Origin of the sequence: Acidovorax sp. M14, assembly GCF_049331375.1 — a bacterium.
Classification (GTDB): Bacteria; Pseudomonadota; Gammaproteobacteria; order Burkholderiales; family Burkholderiaceae_C; genus Acidovorax.
Genome location: NZ_CP186263.1, coordinates 3,944,551 through 3,959,119, shown reverse-complemented (window position 1 = coordinate 3,959,119; position 14,569 = coordinate 3,944,551). Strand labels below are relative to the sequence as shown.

The window sequence follows — 14,569 nt, the reverse complement described above, 5'->3', positions numbered from 1 at the left end:
ACCGACCAAGGAGAGAAAAACCATGACAGAGAAAACCATCCCCAACGGCTATTGGGAAGACGCCAACGGCGCCCTGATCCCCGTGTCCAAGATCAAGGACATCGACAAGGACCGCCACCGCACAGTGTCCGACCTGTGCCAAGCCGCCGCCAAGCAGCACGCCGAGCTGGCCCGCTTTAAAGCCGCCGCCATGGCCGAAGTCAGCGACTTCATTGACCGTAGTCTGGCCCAGTACGAGGTGCAGCACGGTGGCAAGAAGGGCAATGTGACGCTGATCTCCTTTGATGGCCGCTACAAGGTGGTGCGCCAGATCCAGGAGAGCCTGGTGTTCGATGAACGCCTCATGGCGGCCAAGGCCTTGATTGATGAGTGCATCCAGGTGTGGAGCAAGGGCAGCAACGCACACATCAAGCTGCTAGTCAACGATGCGTTCCAGGTGGACCAGGCCGGGAAGATCAACACCGGCCGTGTCTTGGGCCTGCGCCGCGCCAAGATTGACGACGAGAAGTGGCAGCGCGCCATGGCCGCCATCGGCGACAGCATTCAGGTGGCTGGCAGCAAGCCCTATATCCGCTTCTACGAGCGCGATGCCAACGGTGTCTATCAGGCCATCAACCTGGACATGGCGGCCGTATGAACCAACGTACCAAGCCCACCCCCGAGGTCATCGAGGTCGAGATCGAGCGCTTAAAGGCCGTGCAACCGTTGGTGCCCACCCACTCGTACTTTGGCGATGACAACCGCGCGGCCATCACGGCGCAGATCAGAGTGCTGCAAGAGCGCATGTCGCTGGAGGAGGTGCACGACGCCTTCGGCGAATTGAGCGATGCGGGCGACTTCAGCCAGAACACGCTGGACTGCGCCTTGACCGCCCATGACTGGATGCAAGGCCTCTTGGCTGACGACGAGTCTCCACCTGCATTTGGCTGGGAGGGCATCGCCCGATGAGTGCATCCCCACGCATCGTATGTGTGTGCTGCCAGGTCAACGAAGTGGCTTGGTACGAGCTGACGTGCGAAGCCTGCCGCCCCGCGCTTGAAGCTGCAGGCCTGCTTGCCCCAGCACCTACCGACAACGAACCGGCCGATCAGCGCATCCAGATCGGCCCCACCGACATTTAAAGGAGAACCCTATGGTTCAAAACGCGAAGAGCGCGCCCGTTCCGGTGAAGCCCGCAAAGCTGCAGGTGAACACCGCTGGCGCCTGGAAGGACGTGGCGCGCTTTGATGTGGCCGACGAAGCGGCCTGCGCTGCTGTCATGAACGCGGCCCGCGACATCGGCTTCTATGCCACGCATGACGTGCGGTTTCGGGTGGTACGCGACGACGCGCTCAACGAACCGCTGATGACCTGGACGAAGCAGGACGGTTGGAAGGAGTGGCGTCATGCTGGTCGTTGAACTGCTCTCCACGCTGCTGGGCATGCTCGGCGCGGCCCTGCTTGCAACGCGCAGCCGCTGGGCCGGTTGGGCTTTCGTGGCCTGGCTCTTCAGCAACCTGGGCTGGTTGGTGTTCGGTGCAGGCAACCAGCATTGGGGATTCTTCCTGCAGCAGGGCGTATTTTTGGTGACATCGCTCCTGGGCATCTGGGAGTGGCTGATCAAGCCCCGGCTGCGCAACCGAGTCCAGACAAGTGCCGTGCCGCCTGGTCCAGCCATCATGACTCTGGAGCGTGCGAAAGCCATCGTGCGGCTGATCGATCTCCCGGGCTATCACTTCCAGGTGATTGGCAACTCCAGCCCCATGTACCTACAGGCCACGTTCCATGCGCCGTGCAGCGTCTCAGGCGGCCAGCCGATCAGACAGACCACGCGGAAGTGGCAGCTCTCTGCGCATATGACGCCCAGCGAGCTGGTACAGACCGCGCTCAAATGCGCGCTGACGTCAGTGGAGCACGAGGCGCGCGAGCAATTCCGCTATCGGGGTCTGGCGATCTTCGGTCCCCATTTCAATGTGGACCGCCTGGCGGAGCTTTGCATGTGCCCTGATGGGCAGGAGGTGCGTTCGTGAGCGCCCCCACCAAAAAACAATTGGCGTCCCGCCACATGCGCCGTCTGCGCACGATGCGCGAGCAGGTACTGGATATGGCTCGGCAGTGGGAAGACCTGGACCAATATGCCGTTAACGTGCTGGAAGACCTGGCCGAGGCCATGGAATCCACCGCGAGCAACTTGCTGGATGAAGATGCCGTTGAGGGAGCAATGCCGTGAACCGCGATGACGCCCTCAAGAAGATCAAGAAGTGCCTGGCTCTCAGCCGCAGTGCGAATGAACACGAAGCCGCCGCCGCGTTGCGCCAGGCGCAGGCGCTGATGCGTGAGCATGGCCTACGCGAGAAGGATGTCTCTCTGGCCGACGTGGTCGAGGTGAAGGTCAAGGCTTGCAGCACTGCCGCCAATGCCTGGGAGCTTCGCCTAGTGAGCGTCATCGCTGACGCCTTCGGCTGCGAAACCTTCGGATTGCTGGCAGGCCGATACAACCACGCGGGCAACTACGTACGGTCGCGCCACTGGGTATTTGTCGGCATGAATGCAGCTCCCTCGGTGGCAGGGTACGCCTGCGAGGTGCTACTACGCCAATGCGCCAAAGCCAGGCTGGCCCACATCGCCAAACAGCCACGCAACTGCAAGCCCATCACAAAGACTGCACGGGGGGATGCCTTTGCCATGGGCTGGGTATCCGCAGCATCCCAGCTCGTGGAGCGCTTTGCCCAGCCCGAGGCCGATAAAGCCCTGCTGCTCACCTACATCGAGCAGCAGCATGGTGAGCTGAAAAGCGACAAGGCCCGCAACATTGCAAAGGCACGGAAGACGGATTGGGGGCACTACTCGGCCGGACATCGTTCTGGCGAGAACGCCCAGCTTCATCGTGGCGTTGGCGGCACGGCTGCGCAGGGGATGCTGACATGAGCCGCTCCACCGCCAAGCCAACGCCGATGGCATGCCTGACCATTGGCTATCTGGACTACCTCATGCCCTCGGATAAGGCGATGAAGGTGGCAGAGCTGATGCAGCACGCCATCGAGTGCGAATCCAACTTTGAAGGCACAGGCTACGTCTACACCGCCAAGGATCAACCCAACGTTGAGTTCTCCTTGGTGCGACCGAACCAGGTACGCATGCCCAAAGGCGAAACCATGCCCGTGCCCACGACGCGTCAGAGGCTGCTGCGATGAAAACCGTCAGTCTCTATGTTGGTGCCGCTGTCCTCGTGCTGTGGGCGCTGGGTCTGCTCGGCTTCATTGACTTCCGCTTGTGCGTTGGCCCGGCCGGAACCTGCAACACGCTGAGCGCTGGCTCTAGGACTGCTTGATGCCGTTCTACCGCCTCAAGACCGGCATCGTTCACGTCAAGGGAACGCGCCTGCCCGCGCCCTGCTGTGTCCGATTCTCCTGGCCGACCAGAGGTAAGGAGCAGGACTGCATGGCCCCCAGCGCTTATCTGTGCGACGGCCCCAATGAAGCCAACCGCAGCGGCACCTGCGATGCCCCGCTGTGCGATGTCCATGCCCGCCAGATCGGCCCCAACCGGCACCTGTGCCCCGCGTGTCTCCAGTCCCACCGTGATACCGACCCACAGCGCGGCCTGTTCACCTCCCTCGTTTAAAGCATGGCAACCACTACACGCCGTTTCACTGCCCACAGCAACACGGGCAACGCAGACGCCCAGCGCAAGCGCGAGCTGGGCCACATCCACCAGGGCCGCGCCGCGCTGCGCTGGAGCGAGGACGACTACCGGTTTCACCTGCGCAATCTCACCGGCAAGGACAGCTCCGCCGAGCTGGACGCCGCAGGCCGCCGCAAGGTGCTAGACCATATGGCGACGCTCGGTTATGCCCCCAAGGCCAGCACCTTCAAGACATTTGACCAGGCCGCCAAGATCAAGTGGCTGTGGAAGAAGATCGGCGAGCACGGTGGTCTGCGTGACTCCAGCCCGGCCGCGCTGCTCGCCTTCATTGGCCGCACCACGGGTAGTGGCTACTCCGATGCGAAGTTCGTTCCTACCTTGGAAGCATCCAAGGTTATCGAAGCCCTCAAGGCGATGCTGGATCGCGCCAAGCGGGCGCAGGGCAAGGAAGGTGGCGAAGCATGAGCGCTCACAAGCATTCCCACGGCTGCTGCGCCGACAAGGTATGTAACGACAAGACCTGCATGGAGCTGCCCACCGGCAAGACCTGCGGCCACTGCGTCCATGAGCGTAGGTGCTGCACGATTTTTGGACACACGCCGTCCGACACCTATTGCGACTGGTTCCCCCGCCGGTTCTCGGAAAAGCCCACGCGCAAGGAAGAGGGCGGCAATGGCTGACACCTTCCAGCAACGCACCCCGACCTGCCCGCACTGCGGCTACGCCATGGACCACGACGACATGGTCAATGCACCCGATGACGTTTTCGAGGCCGCAGTCAATGAGCAGCGCCTTCCGGTTACCTGTCCCTCGTGCGATGCCCAGTACTGGCTGCAGGGCGGCTATAGCCCCCACTACACCACCGCGTTTTCCGAAGAGGAGTTGTCATGACCGCACCGACCAAGCCTTGTAAGAACGGCCCGCGCCACAAGTGGAAATGGCTGAAGAACGTCGCCAGCAGCCAAGTCGGTGGGCATGGCGCATATGCACACTTCACGCTGCGAGGCCTCTACCGCTGCGAATGCGGCGCCAAAAAGGTCGGCCGACCCGACAACAGCGGAGCCGATTTGCGCGACCTGTTCGAGTCACAAAAGGACCATCGCCCATGATCCGCCTCATCGACATCAACGGCCTGACCCACTACATAGCGCCGCAGTCCATCGCCAAAATCATAGAGGCGGGCACCAGCAGCCAGTGGCATGGCATCCGTGCATACGTACGCACCACCAACGGCGAGACCATCGAAGCGCGCGAAACAGCCGACCAGATCGCCATGATGGTCGCTGCAGGCGCCGAGAAGCTGATCGCCCTGCAGGCCGAGATCGACGCCCACGAGATGGCGAACAGCAACCTCTTCGCCCTGGTCAATGAGCTGCGCGCGCTGCTGCAGGACGCCAAGAGTGCAATGTCGGAACTGCACGTGGCCGCCATCCCCGACGAGTCCACCGAGGGCGTCCCGGCCATCATCCCGCCCGAGGCATTTCGCAAGTTCGTGGACACCCATGCACGCCTGTGCTTCCTCATGCACCAGCGCGGGCATAACCCAGCTCAGGAGGGCCAGCGCAATGGCTGACGCAGACACTCCGCTGGTCCCAGTTGTGGCCCGCCTGTACACCCAGTCAGGCTACCGTCGCGCGTCGACAAAGCCCGGACCAGGCGCTCCGCTGGTGCAGCTCTCTGACGCGCAAGCCGTCATTGGCACATGGCAGCAGCGCGCGGTGCAAAGCAAGGCGGCTTTCGCACAGGTCGTCAGCGAGCGGGATGCTCTTCTAGCCGCAGTGCGTCAGGCGGTCGAGGAGCTTTCTTCCGTCACCCCGTCTCAGGCCTACCCCACAGCCGTCTCTGCCTATACCCGGCTCCGTCAAGCCATCGTTCCGTTTAAATGACTCATCGGGCTGAAGCCATCTCTATCGAATTCCTGCCGCCGCTGCTGCAGGATTTCGAGCGCCTGATCGGCCTGGAGCCCACTATGGCCCTGGTCAGGCACTCGGGCGGGCTGCGCATTTACATCCCCACGCCCGAGCGCGTAACAGCCGACCATATATTCGCGCACGTCATCGGTCTGGAGAACCTTTTAAAGCTGGCGGAGGTGTATGGCGGCGAGTCCCACTTCCAGCTCCCCAAGGCCGAGCGAGCGCTGATCCAGGTGCGCAATGCACGCATCGCCCAGGCCTACACCACCCACAAAACGGCCCGCGAGTTGGCTGTTGAATACCACCTGACGGAGCGACAGGTGGAGCGCATATTGGCAGCGGCCGGGGCTGAAGCTCCTGAAGACCGGCGCCAGGCCGTTTTGTTTTAAAGCGGTTTTAAGGCGTGCGACTTGGTCGAAGTCGCACGTTGTGGATAAATGCGATGCGGCGTTCACTAACCCATTGATTTCAAAGCATTTATCCGAAGGTGCACCCTAGATTGCCGTGCGACTTCCTTGCGTGCGACTTTCCGAGGGCGCTCCAACCTCAACCAAGTGTCTATTTGGAGGGGGCCTAAAGCGCAGTTCTCCAATGAAAACGGGGCCACAGGGCCCCGAAACCACTTTAAGGCATCCAAGGCCCACCCGCGTCCAGAAAACGCCCATTTCGGCCATTTAGGCCCTTTGATCTGCCCATTCGGTGCCAATACCACCGGCAATACTCAAAAGCCCCAAATTGCCCGCAAACCCGCGCCAGTACTAGCAATGGCCAAATTTATCCACAGCCCCCGACCGTGCCAATTCGATCACCTCCCCACTCTGGGCGTGCAATGAAGCAGTTTGGTGCAAATGTTTCTGGCTTGGCACACCTTGGCATTCGAAGCAGTCCAGCAACCGCAGTTGCCACGGATACGATCACGCGCTTTGCTGATCCAGGCTGCGGGCAGTACGCAGGGCCTCCATGAACGCAGCGGCCAAGTTTTGGCATGGATCAGCGGCATCTTCGCAAACAAGCAACTCTTACATGACGCAGACGACAAGGCGCGATATCACCGCCAATGAAGCCCAGACCATCATCAAAGAGGCGGCCACTTGGAAGGGAACTGCCTACGCGTTGCGAGGTGCGGCTTCGGTCAAAGGGGTTGCCGGTGACTGCAGCGGCACGACCTTCTTGATCTATCGCGCAGCGGGTTTCCCGTACGACTACCAGCCTTCGGGCACATTCCCTTTGTATGCCCAGCGTTCCGGCCTGTTTCGTCTGCTCACTGCGGAGGAGTCGGCACAGGCGGGCGACGTCTTGTCGTGGCCCAATCACATGGCAATTTACGCGGGCTCTGCATTGCAGAAGGAAGACGCCACCACCCAGCGCACCAACGCGAGCGGCAGGAGCTGGACGCAACAAAATGACATCTACACGGCCACCCATCCGAATGGCGCAGCCTATATGCCAGCGTCCTTGCGCTACTGGCGGCCTGATCCGCCGAAGATCTACCGTTACCAGACCAGCGCACCATGACGAACGCGATGTTTGAACGGATGAAGCCCCTGCCATTTACCGCCCCGATGGCGATTGCCGCTCGGCTGGTGTTGCTGGTTTGTGGAGTTTCGGGCCTGGCAGGGGCCGCGCTGGCGGATGAGCGCAGCGACGGTGTCACACCCCGCATCGTGTTGGCACCGCAAGCTCCGCTGGCGCGTGGGGCGGAGATCGCGCGTGCTGTGGTTTACCTCGAAGCAGAAGAGGCCGATGTTTCGCTGACTCCGGGGCCGTTTCTCGTCAGCCCGATCCTGTTGAGGGTGCAAGGTCCGGTGTTCGGATGGTTGGGAGAATCGGAGCCTTATCCCGACCGCCACTTCCCCGAACTTCGGTTTTTCAGCAACGGCCAACCTGTGCCTTATTCAGAGTCTTTCCGCGCTACGGTGGGTACGGTGGATATCTCAGCGCTGCTCAGCGACGCCAAAGTGAGTCCATGGCTGATTGCTGACACACCGCCATTTGTTGCCACGGAAGATATGCCCGCCGAAACCCGGTCGAAGTTGACGCAGGCTGGTGCCATGAGTGCGTCCGGCGGCGACTATTTGGCCCAGTGGCGCGCGCAACGCACGTTGGGGGTTGCGTTGGTCCCAGGCCAAACGCTGGACATGCGCTATCGGCTTCGGCCTGGTTACGCCCTGCTGTCCCTGCAGGAGCTGGGCGGAGCAACGCTGCGGCAGCGCTACTGCCTGACCGGATCGCACCTGCAGGCGCTGCAAAAACGGTTTGGTCGTCAGGCCCAGTTCGTCACCCGGTACTACGCTATGGCTGTGGGATGGGAGGGGAGAGTCCCGCCCAGCGCGCGCCTGACAGTGGTGCCGCAGCCGGGGGTGGTGCAAGTGGCAGCTTGCACGCGCAGTGCCAAACAAGCATTTGGCATGGACGCGGTGTGGACAGATGTCGAGACGGTTCCGGATCGCCAATCCGTGCTCCACGTTCTCACGTTGGAGCCGGTCATTCCTTGATCCGGCAAAGGTGCGTCGCTCGACCGATGAGCCCCTGAGCACGATCGTTGCTGGCGCATAGGGAGCCTGCATTGCAGGCGCTTGCGTCTAGTGCGGAGGCGTTGCTTTCACGCTGTCAGGCAAGGCTGTCTCCGGCGCCTCGACGGGATGCTCCTCATAACCGGGATACGCGGAACTCGCTGCATTCATCGCCGCACTCTCCTGCCGCTCCCGCGCCATCTGCTCAGCAAACTGGTTGCGGCCTTCGCGCGCCACGGCAATGAACTTGGCGCGGTCCTTGTGGTGCGGGTACATGCGGTCGGCCAGCGCGATGTTGTGGGTGCGAAATCGCTGGGTGATGGCGGTGGCCTGCGCGGGGGGCAGGCCCATCAGCTCCAGCACGGTGTGGGCGCTTTGCAGGCTGGACTCGAACAGCTCGCGCTGCACCAGTGTCACGCCCAGGTCGCGCAGCTTGTTCCAGTGGGTCACATCCCGTGCGCGGGCCACGATCTGCAGGTGCGGGAAGTGCTCGCGCGCCAGCTTGGCGATCTGCAGGGACTGCTCGGCATCGTCCACGGCTACCACCAGGATGCGTGCGTGTTCGGCCCCGGCAATGCGCAGCAGGTCGAGCCGCGTGGCGTCGCCGTAGAACACGCGGTAGCCAAAGGTGCGCGCCACCTCCAGCATGTCCACGCTGTGGTCCAGCACGGTGGTGGGGATGCCCTGGGCCAGCAGCACGCGCGAGACGATCTGCCCGTAGCGGCCGAAGCCCGCGATGATGATGGGCGCCTCCTGCGGCTCGGAGATTTCCTCGGCCTGGGGCTTGGCGGACTTGAGTTGGGCATAGCGGCGCAGCAGCACGCGGTCCAGCAGCACCAGCAGCAGCGGGCTGATCAGCATGGACAGCGCCACGGCACCGATGAGCAGCGAGGCGGTCTCTGCCGGGAACACGCTGGCGCCCGCAGCGGCCTGGAACACCACAAATGCAAACTCTCCGCCCTGGGCCAGCAGCAGGGTGAAGACGGGGCGCTCCTGGTAGGGAATCTCGACCACCTTGGCCAGGGCGTAGATGACCACCGCCTTGGCAGCGAGGAAGCCGACCAGGATGGCAGCCATGAGCCCGGGGGAACGCAGGATCACGCCGAAGTCAATGCTCATGCCCACGGCGATGAAGAACAGCCCCAGCAGCAGGCCCTTGAAGGGCTCGATGTCGGCCTCCAGCTCGCGCCGGTATTCGCTGTCGGCCAGCAGCACGCCGGCGAGGAAGGCGCCCAGCGCCATCGACAGGCCCACCAGCACCATCAGGTAGGCAATGCCCACCACCAGCAGCAGCGCGGCGGCGGTGAAGATTTCGGGGGTTTTGCTCTTGGCGATCCAGCGCAGCACGGGGCGCAGCAGCAGGCGCCCGCCGAGGATGATGGCCGCGATCACGCCGACGATCTTGAGCACCTCCAGCACCATCTCGCCCGGTGTGTGGCCCGCGCCTTCACCCGCGGCGGCGCCCAGCACGGGCATCAGGGCCAGGATGGGGATGGCCGCCACATCCTGGAACAGCAGGATGGAGAAGCCCGCCTGCCCGCTCTGCGTGCGCATGAGGTTGCGCTCGGCCAGCGACTGCAGCGCAATGGCTGTGGACGACAGCGCCAGTCCCAGCGCACCCACCAGACTCACGCGCCAGGGCAGGCCGGCCAGCGCGCCCAGCGCAAACAACACCGCTGCGCAACCCAGCACCTGGGACGTGCCGGTGCCAAAGATGGGGCGACGCAGAGCCCACAGGCGGCTGGGTTGCAGCTCCAGCCCGACCAGAAAGAGCATCAGCACCACGCCGAACTCGGCAAAGTGCAGGATGTCCTGCACGTTGCTGACCAGCCCCAGGCCCCAGGGCCCGATGGCGATGCCTGCCGCCAGGTAGCCAATGATGGCGCCCAGGCCCAGCGCCTTGGCAATGGGCACGGCCAGCACGGCGGCGGTGAGGTACAGAAAACCGTAGGTGAGCCAGGTGGGGGCGTGTTCCATGGGGCAGAGTGCGCTGGAGGTCGTCGTGGGGAGGCAGAACACCGCGCCCCCGATGTGCGGGGCGGGTGTGCCAGATTCTGGCACCGCCGCAAGGCGTCGGGGCGGTTGCCGTGGTTTGGATCTGTGGCGCTATTTATTTGATAGCTATTCGGGCATGATTATCCAGCGCCTGCGCCTGTTTTTATGCAGATCATGGTGCCGGGGGTCCTGCGTTGCTAAGATGCGGGCCCTTCTTCGCACACAGGCACGGTGACCCATGGATTTGCAGACTTGGCTGGCTTTTTTTGCGGCGTCTTGCCTGATTGCGGTGTCGCCGGGCTCGGGGGCCGTGTTGTCGATGAGCCATGGTCTGTCGTTCGGCGTGCGCAAGACGAGCGCCACCATCGTGGGCCTGCAGCTGGGGCTGCTGCTGATTTTGCTGATTGCTGGGGCGGGTGTGGGCTCGCTGCTGCTGGCGTCCGAGGCGGCGTTCAGCCTCGTCAAGGTGCTGGGCGCCTGCTATCTGATCTATGTGGGTTTCAACCAGTGGCGTGCGGGCGATGCGCCCATCGCGCAAGGCGATGAGCATGAGGCCGCTGGCACCTGGCAAAAACGCTGCCTTACGGGCTTCTTGACCAACGCCACCAACCCCAAGGGCATCATCTTCATGGTGGCCGTGCTGCCCCAGTTCATGACCGACACGCGTCCGCTGTGGACACAGCTGCTGGTGATGGCCGCCACCACGGTGACGGTGGACGTGGTGGTCATGCACGGCTACGCTGCGGGGGCGAGCGCGCTGCGCCGCCTGATGCGCAGTGCGCGGGCCGTGCGGGCGCAGAACCGCGTGTTTGGCGGTTTGCTGATGGCGGTGGGGGCGGGGCTGTTCTTCGTCAAGCGCGGTGGTCAGCACGCCTGAGGCGGCTGTGGCACCGCTGGGGTGTCAGAGGGTGCTTCTGATTTGATAGCTGCTAGCGCATATGAATATTGCGCTTGAGGCTGATTTGGCTTGTATTTTCATGGACCTGCAGATTCCAAGGAGCTTGTCATGCCAGTAGTTGTTGTCGCCAACCCGAAGGGCGGAGTGGGCAAGTCCACGCTGTCCACCAACATCGCGGGCTACTTTGCCAGCCAGGGGCATCCCGTGATTCTGGGCGACACCGACCGGCAGGAGTCCGCCCGGCTGTGGCTGGGCCTGCGCCCGCCCGCTGCGCGCCCCATCGGGAGCTGGGACACCAGCTCGGACGTCATCAGCCGCCCGCCCAAGGGCACCACCCACGCGGTACTCGACACGCCCGCCGGCCTGCACGGCTGGCGCCTCAACGATGTGCTCAAGCTGGCCGACAAGGTCATCGTGCCGCTGCAGCCCAGCGTGTTCGACATCTTTGCCACGCGGGCCTTTCTGGACCAGTTGGCCGAGCACCGCCACGCCGCCGGGGTGCCCGTGGGCATCGTCGGCATGCGGGTGGATGCGCGCACCAAGGCGGCCGAGCAGCTGCACCACTTTGTGGACAGTCTGGGGTTTCCGGTGCTGGGCTATCTGCGCGACACGCAAAACTATATCCACCTGGCAGCACACGGCCTCACGCTGTTTGACGTGGCCCCCGGCCGTGTGGCGCGCGACCTGGAGCAGTGGCAAGGGATCTGCACGTGGCTCAATTCTTAAAGGACAGCGTGAAGCACGACGTACATCCATTCCCCCGGGAAAACACCTGTCACCCGGCAGACAAGGCGCGCCGGAGCGCGGGGCTACATTGCAAAGATGAAAATCTTCCGCTCTTATTCCGAAGTCAGCGCCTGCGTGGGCCAGGAGGTCGCTGTGACCGACTGGATCACCATCACGCAGGAACAGGTCAACCTGTTCGCCGAGGCCACGGGCGACCACCAGTGGATCCACGTGGACCCCGAGCGTGCCAAGGCCGGGCCATTTGGCGCGCCCATTGCGCACGGGTTTCTCACGCTGTCGCTGATTCCCAAGTTCTTCGAAGTGGGCCTCACGATCGAGGGGGCACGCATGGGCGTGAACTACGGGCTCAACAAGGTGCGCTTCACGGCGCCGGTGCCGGTGGGCAGCCGCTTGCGCGCGCGCCTCACGCTGCAGGCTGCCGAGCCCGTGGCGCCCGATGGAATGCAGATGACCTGGCTGGTCACTGTGGAGCGCGAGGGCAGCGACAAGCCGGTGTGCGTGGCCGAGTCGCTGGCGCGCAACTTCGGCGCCCCGGCCTGAGCCGGGCCACCAGCGGGCAGGAGGTCTGAACCATGGACCGCCTGCAAGCCATGAAAATTTTCGAACGCGTGGTGGAGGAGGGCGGCTTTGCCGCCGCCGCCCGCGCCATGGACATGTCGCCCCCCGTGGTCACCCGCATGGTGGCCGAGCTGGAGCAGCACCTGGGCACACGCCTGCTGCAGCGCACCACCCGCAAGCTGGCGCTCACCGACGCGGGGGAGTCGTACCTGCAGCGGGTGCGCGCCATCCTGCACGAGATCGACGACGCCGAGGCCGCCGCTGCCGCCAGCACGCGCGATCTGCGCGGCACCATCCGCATCGTGGCGGCGCCGGTGCTGGCCACCAACTTTCTGGCCCCCATGGTGGCGGTGTGGCATGCCTACTATCCCAAGCTCATGCTCGACATCAGCATGGACGCCTATGCCTCCAGCCGTGTGGATGAGTTCGACGTGACCATTATGGTGGCGGGCGAGGACTTTGATGCCAACATCGTCGCGCGTCCTCTGGTGCAGGGTGAGGCGATTGTGGTGGCGTCCCCCGATTACCTGGAGCGCCGGGGCATTCCGCGCGAGCCGCAAGACCTGATTCACCACGACTACCTGCGCGACTCGAGCGCGCCCGTGCGCCTGCAGTCAGGGCCTGGCCGCAAGCTGCGCCTGCAGTCGCTGCGGGCGGATGTGCCAGACGAAGAGGTGGACGCACCAGCGGTGCTGCAGTCCGTCAGCACCGAGCTGCTGATGCGCGCCGCTGTGGATGGGGCGGGCGTGGCTGTCACGTCGCGCCTGCTGGCCGAGGAGCACCTGGCCCGGGGCGAGCTGGTCCATATCCTGCCGGGCTGGATCTTTTCGCGTTACACGATCTATGCAGCGTTGCCCTCGGGCCGCATGCTGCCCGCGCGCACGCGGGTGTTTCTGGACTTCCTGACCGAACACGTGCCCCGCGCCATGGCGGAAAAATCCGGTCAGCTCAGTTGAGCTGTGCGAACCCGCTGATGATCGTGCCCTCGGGCTCGACCATCACCTGCCCGTCAGGCATGGCAAAGCTGTTCTGGCGCCAGGCCTCGAACACGGTCACCGCTACGGCGTTGGACAAATTGAGGCTGCGCTGACCGGGCACCATGGGCAGGCGCAGGCGCTGCGCTGGTGGGAAGCTCTCGCGCAGCTCGGGGGGCAGCCCCCGCGTTTCCGCGCCAAACACCAGCCAGTCGCCGGGCAGAAAGCAGGTGGAGTGCACGGGTTGCGAGCCGTGGGTGGTCATCGCAAACATCCGGGTCGGGTCCGGCTGGGTGTCCCGCAGAAAGGCCGTCCAGCCTGCGTGGACCTGCACGCTGGCATATTCGTGGTAATCCAGCCCTGCACGACGCATCTGGCGGTCTTCCATCGAGAACCCCAGGGGCTCGATCAGGTGCAGCGAGCACCCGGTGTTGGCCGCCAGGCGAATCACATTGCCGGTGTTGGGCGGAATCTCGGGTTCGACGAGGACGATATGGAACATGACCGCCATTGTCATCGTTGGACCTGTGAGTTGAGCAACCGCTCGTAATCAAAAGTATCCCTTTAGTACCTGTTCGGTGTTCGTTCGGTGCCGGTTCGGTACCTGTCTGGCGCTTTTCAGTCCAGCCCTGTGCGCGCCAGCACAGTGGCCGTGACATGCGCGACACCTGCCTCGCGCAGTGCCAAGGTGGCTGCATGCAGGGTGGCGCCCGTGGTCATCACGTCATCGATCAGTACCACCCGCTGGCCACGCAGGCTGGCTGCGCGGGCGGGCTCTACGGCGAAGGCGCCGCGGAGATTGCGCAGCCGCTGCACCCGGGGCAGGCCGCTTTGGACTTCGGTGGCATGCAGTCGCAGTAGGGTGTGGCAGTCCGCCTTGGTGCCAGCCAGTTGCCTTGCCAGAAGGGCCGACTGGTTGAAGCCCCGCTCGCGCAGGCGCTCGGTGGACAGGGGGACTGCCAGTACCCGGTCGGCCGCCTCCAGTGCCGGCTCCATCCAGGGCGTGCTGCGCATCAGGGTGGCCAGGGCGCTGGCCCAACCCGGATCGCCCCTGAACTTGAACTGCGCCAGGGCGTCGGCCCAGGGGTACGCGTAGTCTACGGCGGCAATGCAGGCGTCGAAGCTGGGCGGGTTCTGCAGGCAGGCGCCGCACACGGCAACCCCTGCGGGCACCCGCAGCGCGCAGCGCTGGCAACGCGTGGCAGGCTGGGCAAACCGCATCACACACGCATTACAGACACGCTGCGACGGCCAGGCGTGGCACACGGCGCACTGGCTGGGCACTTTGTCCACCCAGGCGTGGAGGCGGCGTGAAATCCCTGGCAAACCCAAAAAGAGCATGAATCA

The 14,569-nt window shown here is 64.0% G+C and carries 25 protein-coding genes; 22 read left to right on the top strand and 3 right to left on the bottom strand.

The annotated features are described in order from the left end of the window. Positions 1 to 22: 22 nt before the first annotated feature. From ACOYR4_RS18495 to ACOYR4_RS18410, 18 genes are all read left to right on the top strand, one after another. Positions 23 to 637 carry a DUF3164 family protein gene (locus ACOYR4_RS18495; protein WP_108616324.1) on the top strand — a complete coding sequence of 205 codons (615 nt, stop codon included), beginning with the start codon at positions 23 to 25 and terminating at the stop codon, positions 635 to 637. Beyond that, a complete protein-coding gene (locus ACOYR4_RS18490; RefSeq protein ID WP_422847605.1) occupies positions 634 to 948 on the top strand; it encodes a hypothetical protein in 315 nt (104 codons plus the stop codon). The genes ACOYR4_RS18495 and ACOYR4_RS18490 overlap by 4 nt, the downstream gene beginning before the upstream one ends. Continuing rightward, positions 945 to 1,121 carry a hypothetical protein gene (locus ACOYR4_RS18485; RefSeq protein ID WP_422847604.1) on the top strand — a complete coding sequence of 59 codons (177 nt, stop codon included), beginning with the start codon at positions 945 to 947 and terminating at the stop codon, positions 1,119 to 1,121. Before ACOYR4_RS18490 ends, ACOYR4_RS18485 begins: the two co-directional genes overlap by 4 nt. 11 nt (positions 1,122 to 1,132) lie before the next feature. Continuing rightward, positions 1,133 to 1,399, top strand: a complete 267-nt coding sequence (locus ACOYR4_RS18480; protein WP_422847603.1) for a hypothetical protein — start codon at positions 1,133 to 1,135, stop codon at positions 1,397 to 1,399. Continuing rightward, complete coding sequence (locus ACOYR4_RS18475; RefSeq protein WP_422847602.1) at positions 1,386 to 2,009, top strand: hypothetical protein; 624 nt, start codon at positions 1,386 to 1,388, stop codon at positions 2,007 to 2,009. The genes ACOYR4_RS18480 and ACOYR4_RS18475 overlap by 14 nt, the downstream gene beginning before the upstream one ends. Then, positions 2,006 to 2,209, top strand: coding sequence for a hypothetical protein (locus ACOYR4_RS18470; RefSeq protein WP_422847601.1), 204 nt, complete (start codon positions 2,006 to 2,008; stop codon positions 2,207 to 2,209). Before ACOYR4_RS18475 ends, ACOYR4_RS18470 begins: the two co-directional genes overlap by 4 nt. Next, complete coding sequence (locus ACOYR4_RS18465) at positions 2,206 to 2,907, top strand: DUF7168 domain-containing protein (protein ID WP_422847600.1); 702 nt, start codon at positions 2,206 to 2,208, stop codon at positions 2,905 to 2,907. Before ACOYR4_RS18470 ends, ACOYR4_RS18465 begins: the two co-directional genes overlap by 4 nt. Continuing rightward, positions 2,904 to 3,173, top strand: coding sequence for a hypothetical protein (locus ACOYR4_RS18460; RefSeq protein WP_422847599.1), 270 nt, complete (start codon positions 2,904 to 2,906; stop codon positions 3,171 to 3,173). Before ACOYR4_RS18465 ends, ACOYR4_RS18460 begins: the two co-directional genes overlap by 4 nt. 247 nt (positions 3,174 to 3,420) lie before the next feature. Continuing rightward, a complete protein-coding gene (locus ACOYR4_RS18455) occupies positions 3,421 to 3,603 on the top strand; it encodes a hypothetical protein (RefSeq protein ID WP_422847598.1) in 183 nt (60 codons plus the stop codon). A gap of 3 nt (positions 3,604 to 3,606) precedes the next feature. Further along, entirely contained in the window at positions 3,607 to 4,089 is a 483-nt protein-coding gene (locus ACOYR4_RS18450) for a regulatory protein GemA (protein ID WP_422847597.1), read from the top strand. Next, positions 4,086 to 4,304 (top strand): hypothetical protein, encoded by a 219-nt coding sequence (locus tag ACOYR4_RS18445; protein WP_422847596.1) that lies wholly within the window; start codon positions 4,086 to 4,088, stop codon positions 4,302 to 4,304. Before ACOYR4_RS18450 ends, ACOYR4_RS18445 begins: the two co-directional genes overlap by 4 nt. Beyond that, positions 4,297 to 4,515 (top strand): hypothetical protein, encoded by a 219-nt coding sequence (locus tag ACOYR4_RS18440; RefSeq protein ID WP_422847595.1) that lies wholly within the window; start codon positions 4,297 to 4,299, stop codon positions 4,513 to 4,515. Before ACOYR4_RS18445 ends, ACOYR4_RS18440 begins: the two co-directional genes overlap by 8 nt. After that, positions 4,512 to 4,733 carry a hypothetical protein gene (locus tag ACOYR4_RS18435; RefSeq protein WP_422847594.1) on the top strand — a complete coding sequence of 74 codons (222 nt, stop codon included), beginning with the start codon at positions 4,512 to 4,514 and terminating at the stop codon, positions 4,731 to 4,733. Before ACOYR4_RS18440 ends, ACOYR4_RS18435 begins: the two co-directional genes overlap by 4 nt. After that, a complete protein-coding gene (locus ACOYR4_RS18430; protein WP_422847593.1) occupies positions 4,730 to 5,197 on the top strand; it encodes a hypothetical protein in 468 nt (155 codons plus the stop codon). Before ACOYR4_RS18435 ends, ACOYR4_RS18430 begins: the two co-directional genes overlap by 4 nt. Before the next feature lie 94 nt (positions 5,198 to 5,291). Then, positions 5,292 to 5,510, top strand: a complete 219-nt coding sequence (locus ACOYR4_RS18425; RefSeq protein ID WP_422847592.1) for a hypothetical protein — start codon at positions 5,292 to 5,294, stop codon at positions 5,508 to 5,510. Further along, a complete protein-coding gene (locus ACOYR4_RS18420) occupies positions 5,507 to 5,926 on the top strand; it encodes a Mor transcription activator family protein (protein ID WP_422847591.1) in 420 nt (139 codons plus the stop codon). The genes ACOYR4_RS18425 and ACOYR4_RS18420 overlap by 4 nt, the downstream gene beginning before the upstream one ends. Before the next feature lie 634 nt (positions 5,927 to 6,560). After that, positions 6,561 to 7,052, top strand: coding sequence for a C40 family peptidase (locus tag ACOYR4_RS18415; protein WP_209818355.1), 492 nt, complete (start codon positions 6,561 to 6,563; stop codon positions 7,050 to 7,052). After that, positions 7,049 to 8,032: a hypothetical protein gene (locus ACOYR4_RS18410; protein WP_422847590.1), complete on the top strand. Its 984-nt coding sequence runs from the start codon at positions 7,049 to 7,051 to the stop codon at positions 8,030 to 8,032. The genes ACOYR4_RS18415 and ACOYR4_RS18410 overlap by 4 nt, the downstream gene beginning before the upstream one ends. An 87-nt stretch (positions 8,033 to 8,119) precedes the next feature. Here ACOYR4_RS18410 and kefC read toward each other — a convergent pair whose 3' ends face one another. Continuing rightward, a complete protein-coding gene (gene kefC / locus ACOYR4_RS18405; protein WP_422847589.1) occupies positions 8,120 to 10,027 on the bottom strand; it encodes a glutathione-regulated potassium-efflux system protein KefC in 1,908 nt (635 codons plus the stop codon). Positions 10,028 to 10,283: 256 nt separating this feature from the next. Here kefC and ACOYR4_RS18400 point away from each other — a divergent pair, with 256 nt between their 5' ends. The 4 genes from ACOYR4_RS18400 (at position 10,284) to ACOYR4_RS18385 (ending at position 13,204) form a co-directional block, all read left to right on the top strand. Then, positions 10,284 to 10,922, top strand: a complete 639-nt coding sequence (locus ACOYR4_RS18400; RefSeq protein WP_422847588.1) for a LysE family translocator — start codon at positions 10,284 to 10,286, stop codon at positions 10,920 to 10,922. Between the two features lie 129 nt (positions 10,923 to 11,051). Then, positions 11,052 to 11,669 carry a ParA family protein gene (locus ACOYR4_RS18395; RefSeq protein ID WP_056066024.1) on the top strand — a complete coding sequence of 206 codons (618 nt, stop codon included), beginning with the start codon at positions 11,052 to 11,054 and terminating at the stop codon, positions 11,667 to 11,669. 96 nt (positions 11,670 to 11,765) lie between these two features. Further along, positions 11,766 to 12,230, top strand: a complete 465-nt coding sequence (locus ACOYR4_RS18390; protein ID WP_015015512.1) for a MaoC family dehydratase — start codon at positions 11,766 to 11,768, stop codon at positions 12,228 to 12,230. 32 nt (positions 12,231 to 12,262) lie between these two features. Beyond that, positions 12,263 to 13,204, top strand: coding sequence for a LysR family transcriptional regulator (locus ACOYR4_RS18385; protein ID WP_056746814.1), 942 nt, complete (start codon positions 12,263 to 12,265; stop codon positions 13,202 to 13,204). Here ACOYR4_RS18385 and ACOYR4_RS18380 read toward each other — a convergent pair. Together ACOYR4_RS18380 and ACOYR4_RS18375 are read right to left on the bottom strand one after the other, a co-directional pair. Further along, positions 13,197 to 13,724 (bottom strand): tRNA (cytidine(34)-2'-O)-methyltransferase, encoded by a 528-nt coding sequence (locus ACOYR4_RS18380; RefSeq protein WP_015015510.1) that lies wholly within the window; start codon positions 13,722 to 13,724, stop codon positions 13,197 to 13,199. The genes ACOYR4_RS18385 and ACOYR4_RS18380 overlap by 8 nt on opposite strands. A gap of 116 nt (positions 13,725 to 13,840) precedes the next feature. Continuing rightward, positions 13,841 to 14,563, bottom strand: coding sequence for a ComF family protein (locus ACOYR4_RS18375; RefSeq protein ID WP_422847587.1), 723 nt, complete (start codon positions 14,561 to 14,563; stop codon positions 13,841 to 13,843). Positions 14,564 to 14,569: the final 6 nt, after the last annotated feature.

What these genes read in the sequence shown, in the direction of transcription:
- ACOYR4_RS18430 (WP_422847593.1), top strand. Translation starts at nt 4,730, where the DNA reads ATGATCCGCCTCATCGACATCAACGGCCTGACCCACTACATAGCGCCG.
- kefC (WP_422847589.1), bottom strand. Translation starts at nt 10,027, where the DNA reads ATGGAACACGCCCCCACCTGGCTCACCTACGGTTTTCTGTACCTCACC.
- ACOYR4_RS18440 (WP_422847595.1), top strand. Translation starts at nt 4,297, where the DNA reads ATGGCTGACACCTTCCAGCAACGCACCCCGACCTGCCCGCACTGCGGC.
- ACOYR4_RS18435 (WP_422847594.1), top strand. Translation starts at nt 4,512, where the DNA reads ATGACCGCACCGACCAAGCCTTGTAAGAACGGCCCGCGCCACAAGTGG.
- ACOYR4_RS18495 (WP_108616324.1), top strand. Translation starts at nt 23, where the DNA reads ATGACAGAGAAAACCATCCCCAACGGCTATTGGGAAGACGCCAACGGC.
- ACOYR4_RS18395 (WP_056066024.1), top strand. Translation starts at nt 11,052, where the DNA reads ATGCCAGTAGTTGTTGTCGCCAACCCGAAGGGCGGAGTGGGCAAGTCC.
- ACOYR4_RS18420 (WP_422847591.1), top strand. Translation starts at nt 5,507, where the DNA reads ATGACTCATCGGGCTGAAGCCATCTCTATCGAATTCCTGCCGCCGCTG.
- ACOYR4_RS18485 (WP_422847604.1), top strand. Translation starts at nt 945, where the DNA reads ATGAGTGCATCCCCACGCATCGTATGTGTGTGCTGCCAGGTCAACGAA.
- ACOYR4_RS18380 (WP_015015510.1), bottom strand. Translation starts at nt 13,724, where the DNA reads ATGTTCCATATCGTCCTCGTCGAACCCGAGATTCCGCCCAACACCGGC.
- ACOYR4_RS18375 (WP_422847587.1), bottom strand. Translation starts at nt 14,563, where the DNA reads ATGCTCTTTTTGGGTTTGCCAGGGATTTCACGCCGCCTCCACGCCTGG.
- ACOYR4_RS18415 (WP_209818355.1), top strand. Translation starts at nt 6,561, where the DNA reads ATGACGCAGACGACAAGGCGCGATATCACCGCCAATGAAGCCCAGACC.
- ACOYR4_RS18450 (WP_422847597.1), top strand. Translation starts at nt 3,607, where the DNA reads ATGGCAACCACTACACGCCGTTTCACTGCCCACAGCAACACGGGCAAC.
- ACOYR4_RS18385 (WP_056746814.1), top strand. Translation starts at nt 12,263, where the DNA reads ATGGACCGCCTGCAAGCCATGAAAATTTTCGAACGCGTGGTGGAGGAG.
- ACOYR4_RS18410 (WP_422847590.1), top strand. Translation starts at nt 7,049, where the DNA reads ATGACGAACGCGATGTTTGAACGGATGAAGCCCCTGCCATTTACCGCC.
- ACOYR4_RS18480 (WP_422847603.1), top strand. Translation starts at nt 1,133, where the DNA reads ATGGTTCAAAACGCGAAGAGCGCGCCCGTTCCGGTGAAGCCCGCAAAG.
- ACOYR4_RS18445 (WP_422847596.1), top strand. Translation starts at nt 4,086, where the DNA reads ATGAGCGCTCACAAGCATTCCCACGGCTGCTGCGCCGACAAGGTATGT.
- ACOYR4_RS18475 (WP_422847602.1), top strand. Translation starts at nt 1,386, where the DNA reads ATGCTGGTCGTTGAACTGCTCTCCACGCTGCTGGGCATGCTCGGCGCG.
- ACOYR4_RS18455 (WP_422847598.1), top strand. Translation starts at nt 3,421, where the DNA reads ATGGCCCCCAGCGCTTATCTGTGCGACGGCCCCAATGAAGCCAACCGC.
- ACOYR4_RS18390 (WP_015015512.1), top strand. Translation starts at nt 11,766, where the DNA reads ATGAAAATCTTCCGCTCTTATTCCGAAGTCAGCGCCTGCGTGGGCCAG.
- ACOYR4_RS18490 (WP_422847605.1), top strand. Translation starts at nt 634, where the DNA reads ATGAACCAACGTACCAAGCCCACCCCCGAGGTCATCGAGGTCGAGATC.
- ACOYR4_RS18400 (WP_422847588.1), top strand. Translation starts at nt 10,284, where the DNA reads ATGGATTTGCAGACTTGGCTGGCTTTTTTTGCGGCGTCTTGCCTGATT.
- ACOYR4_RS18460 (WP_422847599.1), top strand. Translation starts at nt 2,904, where the DNA reads ATGAGCCGCTCCACCGCCAAGCCAACGCCGATGGCATGCCTGACCATT.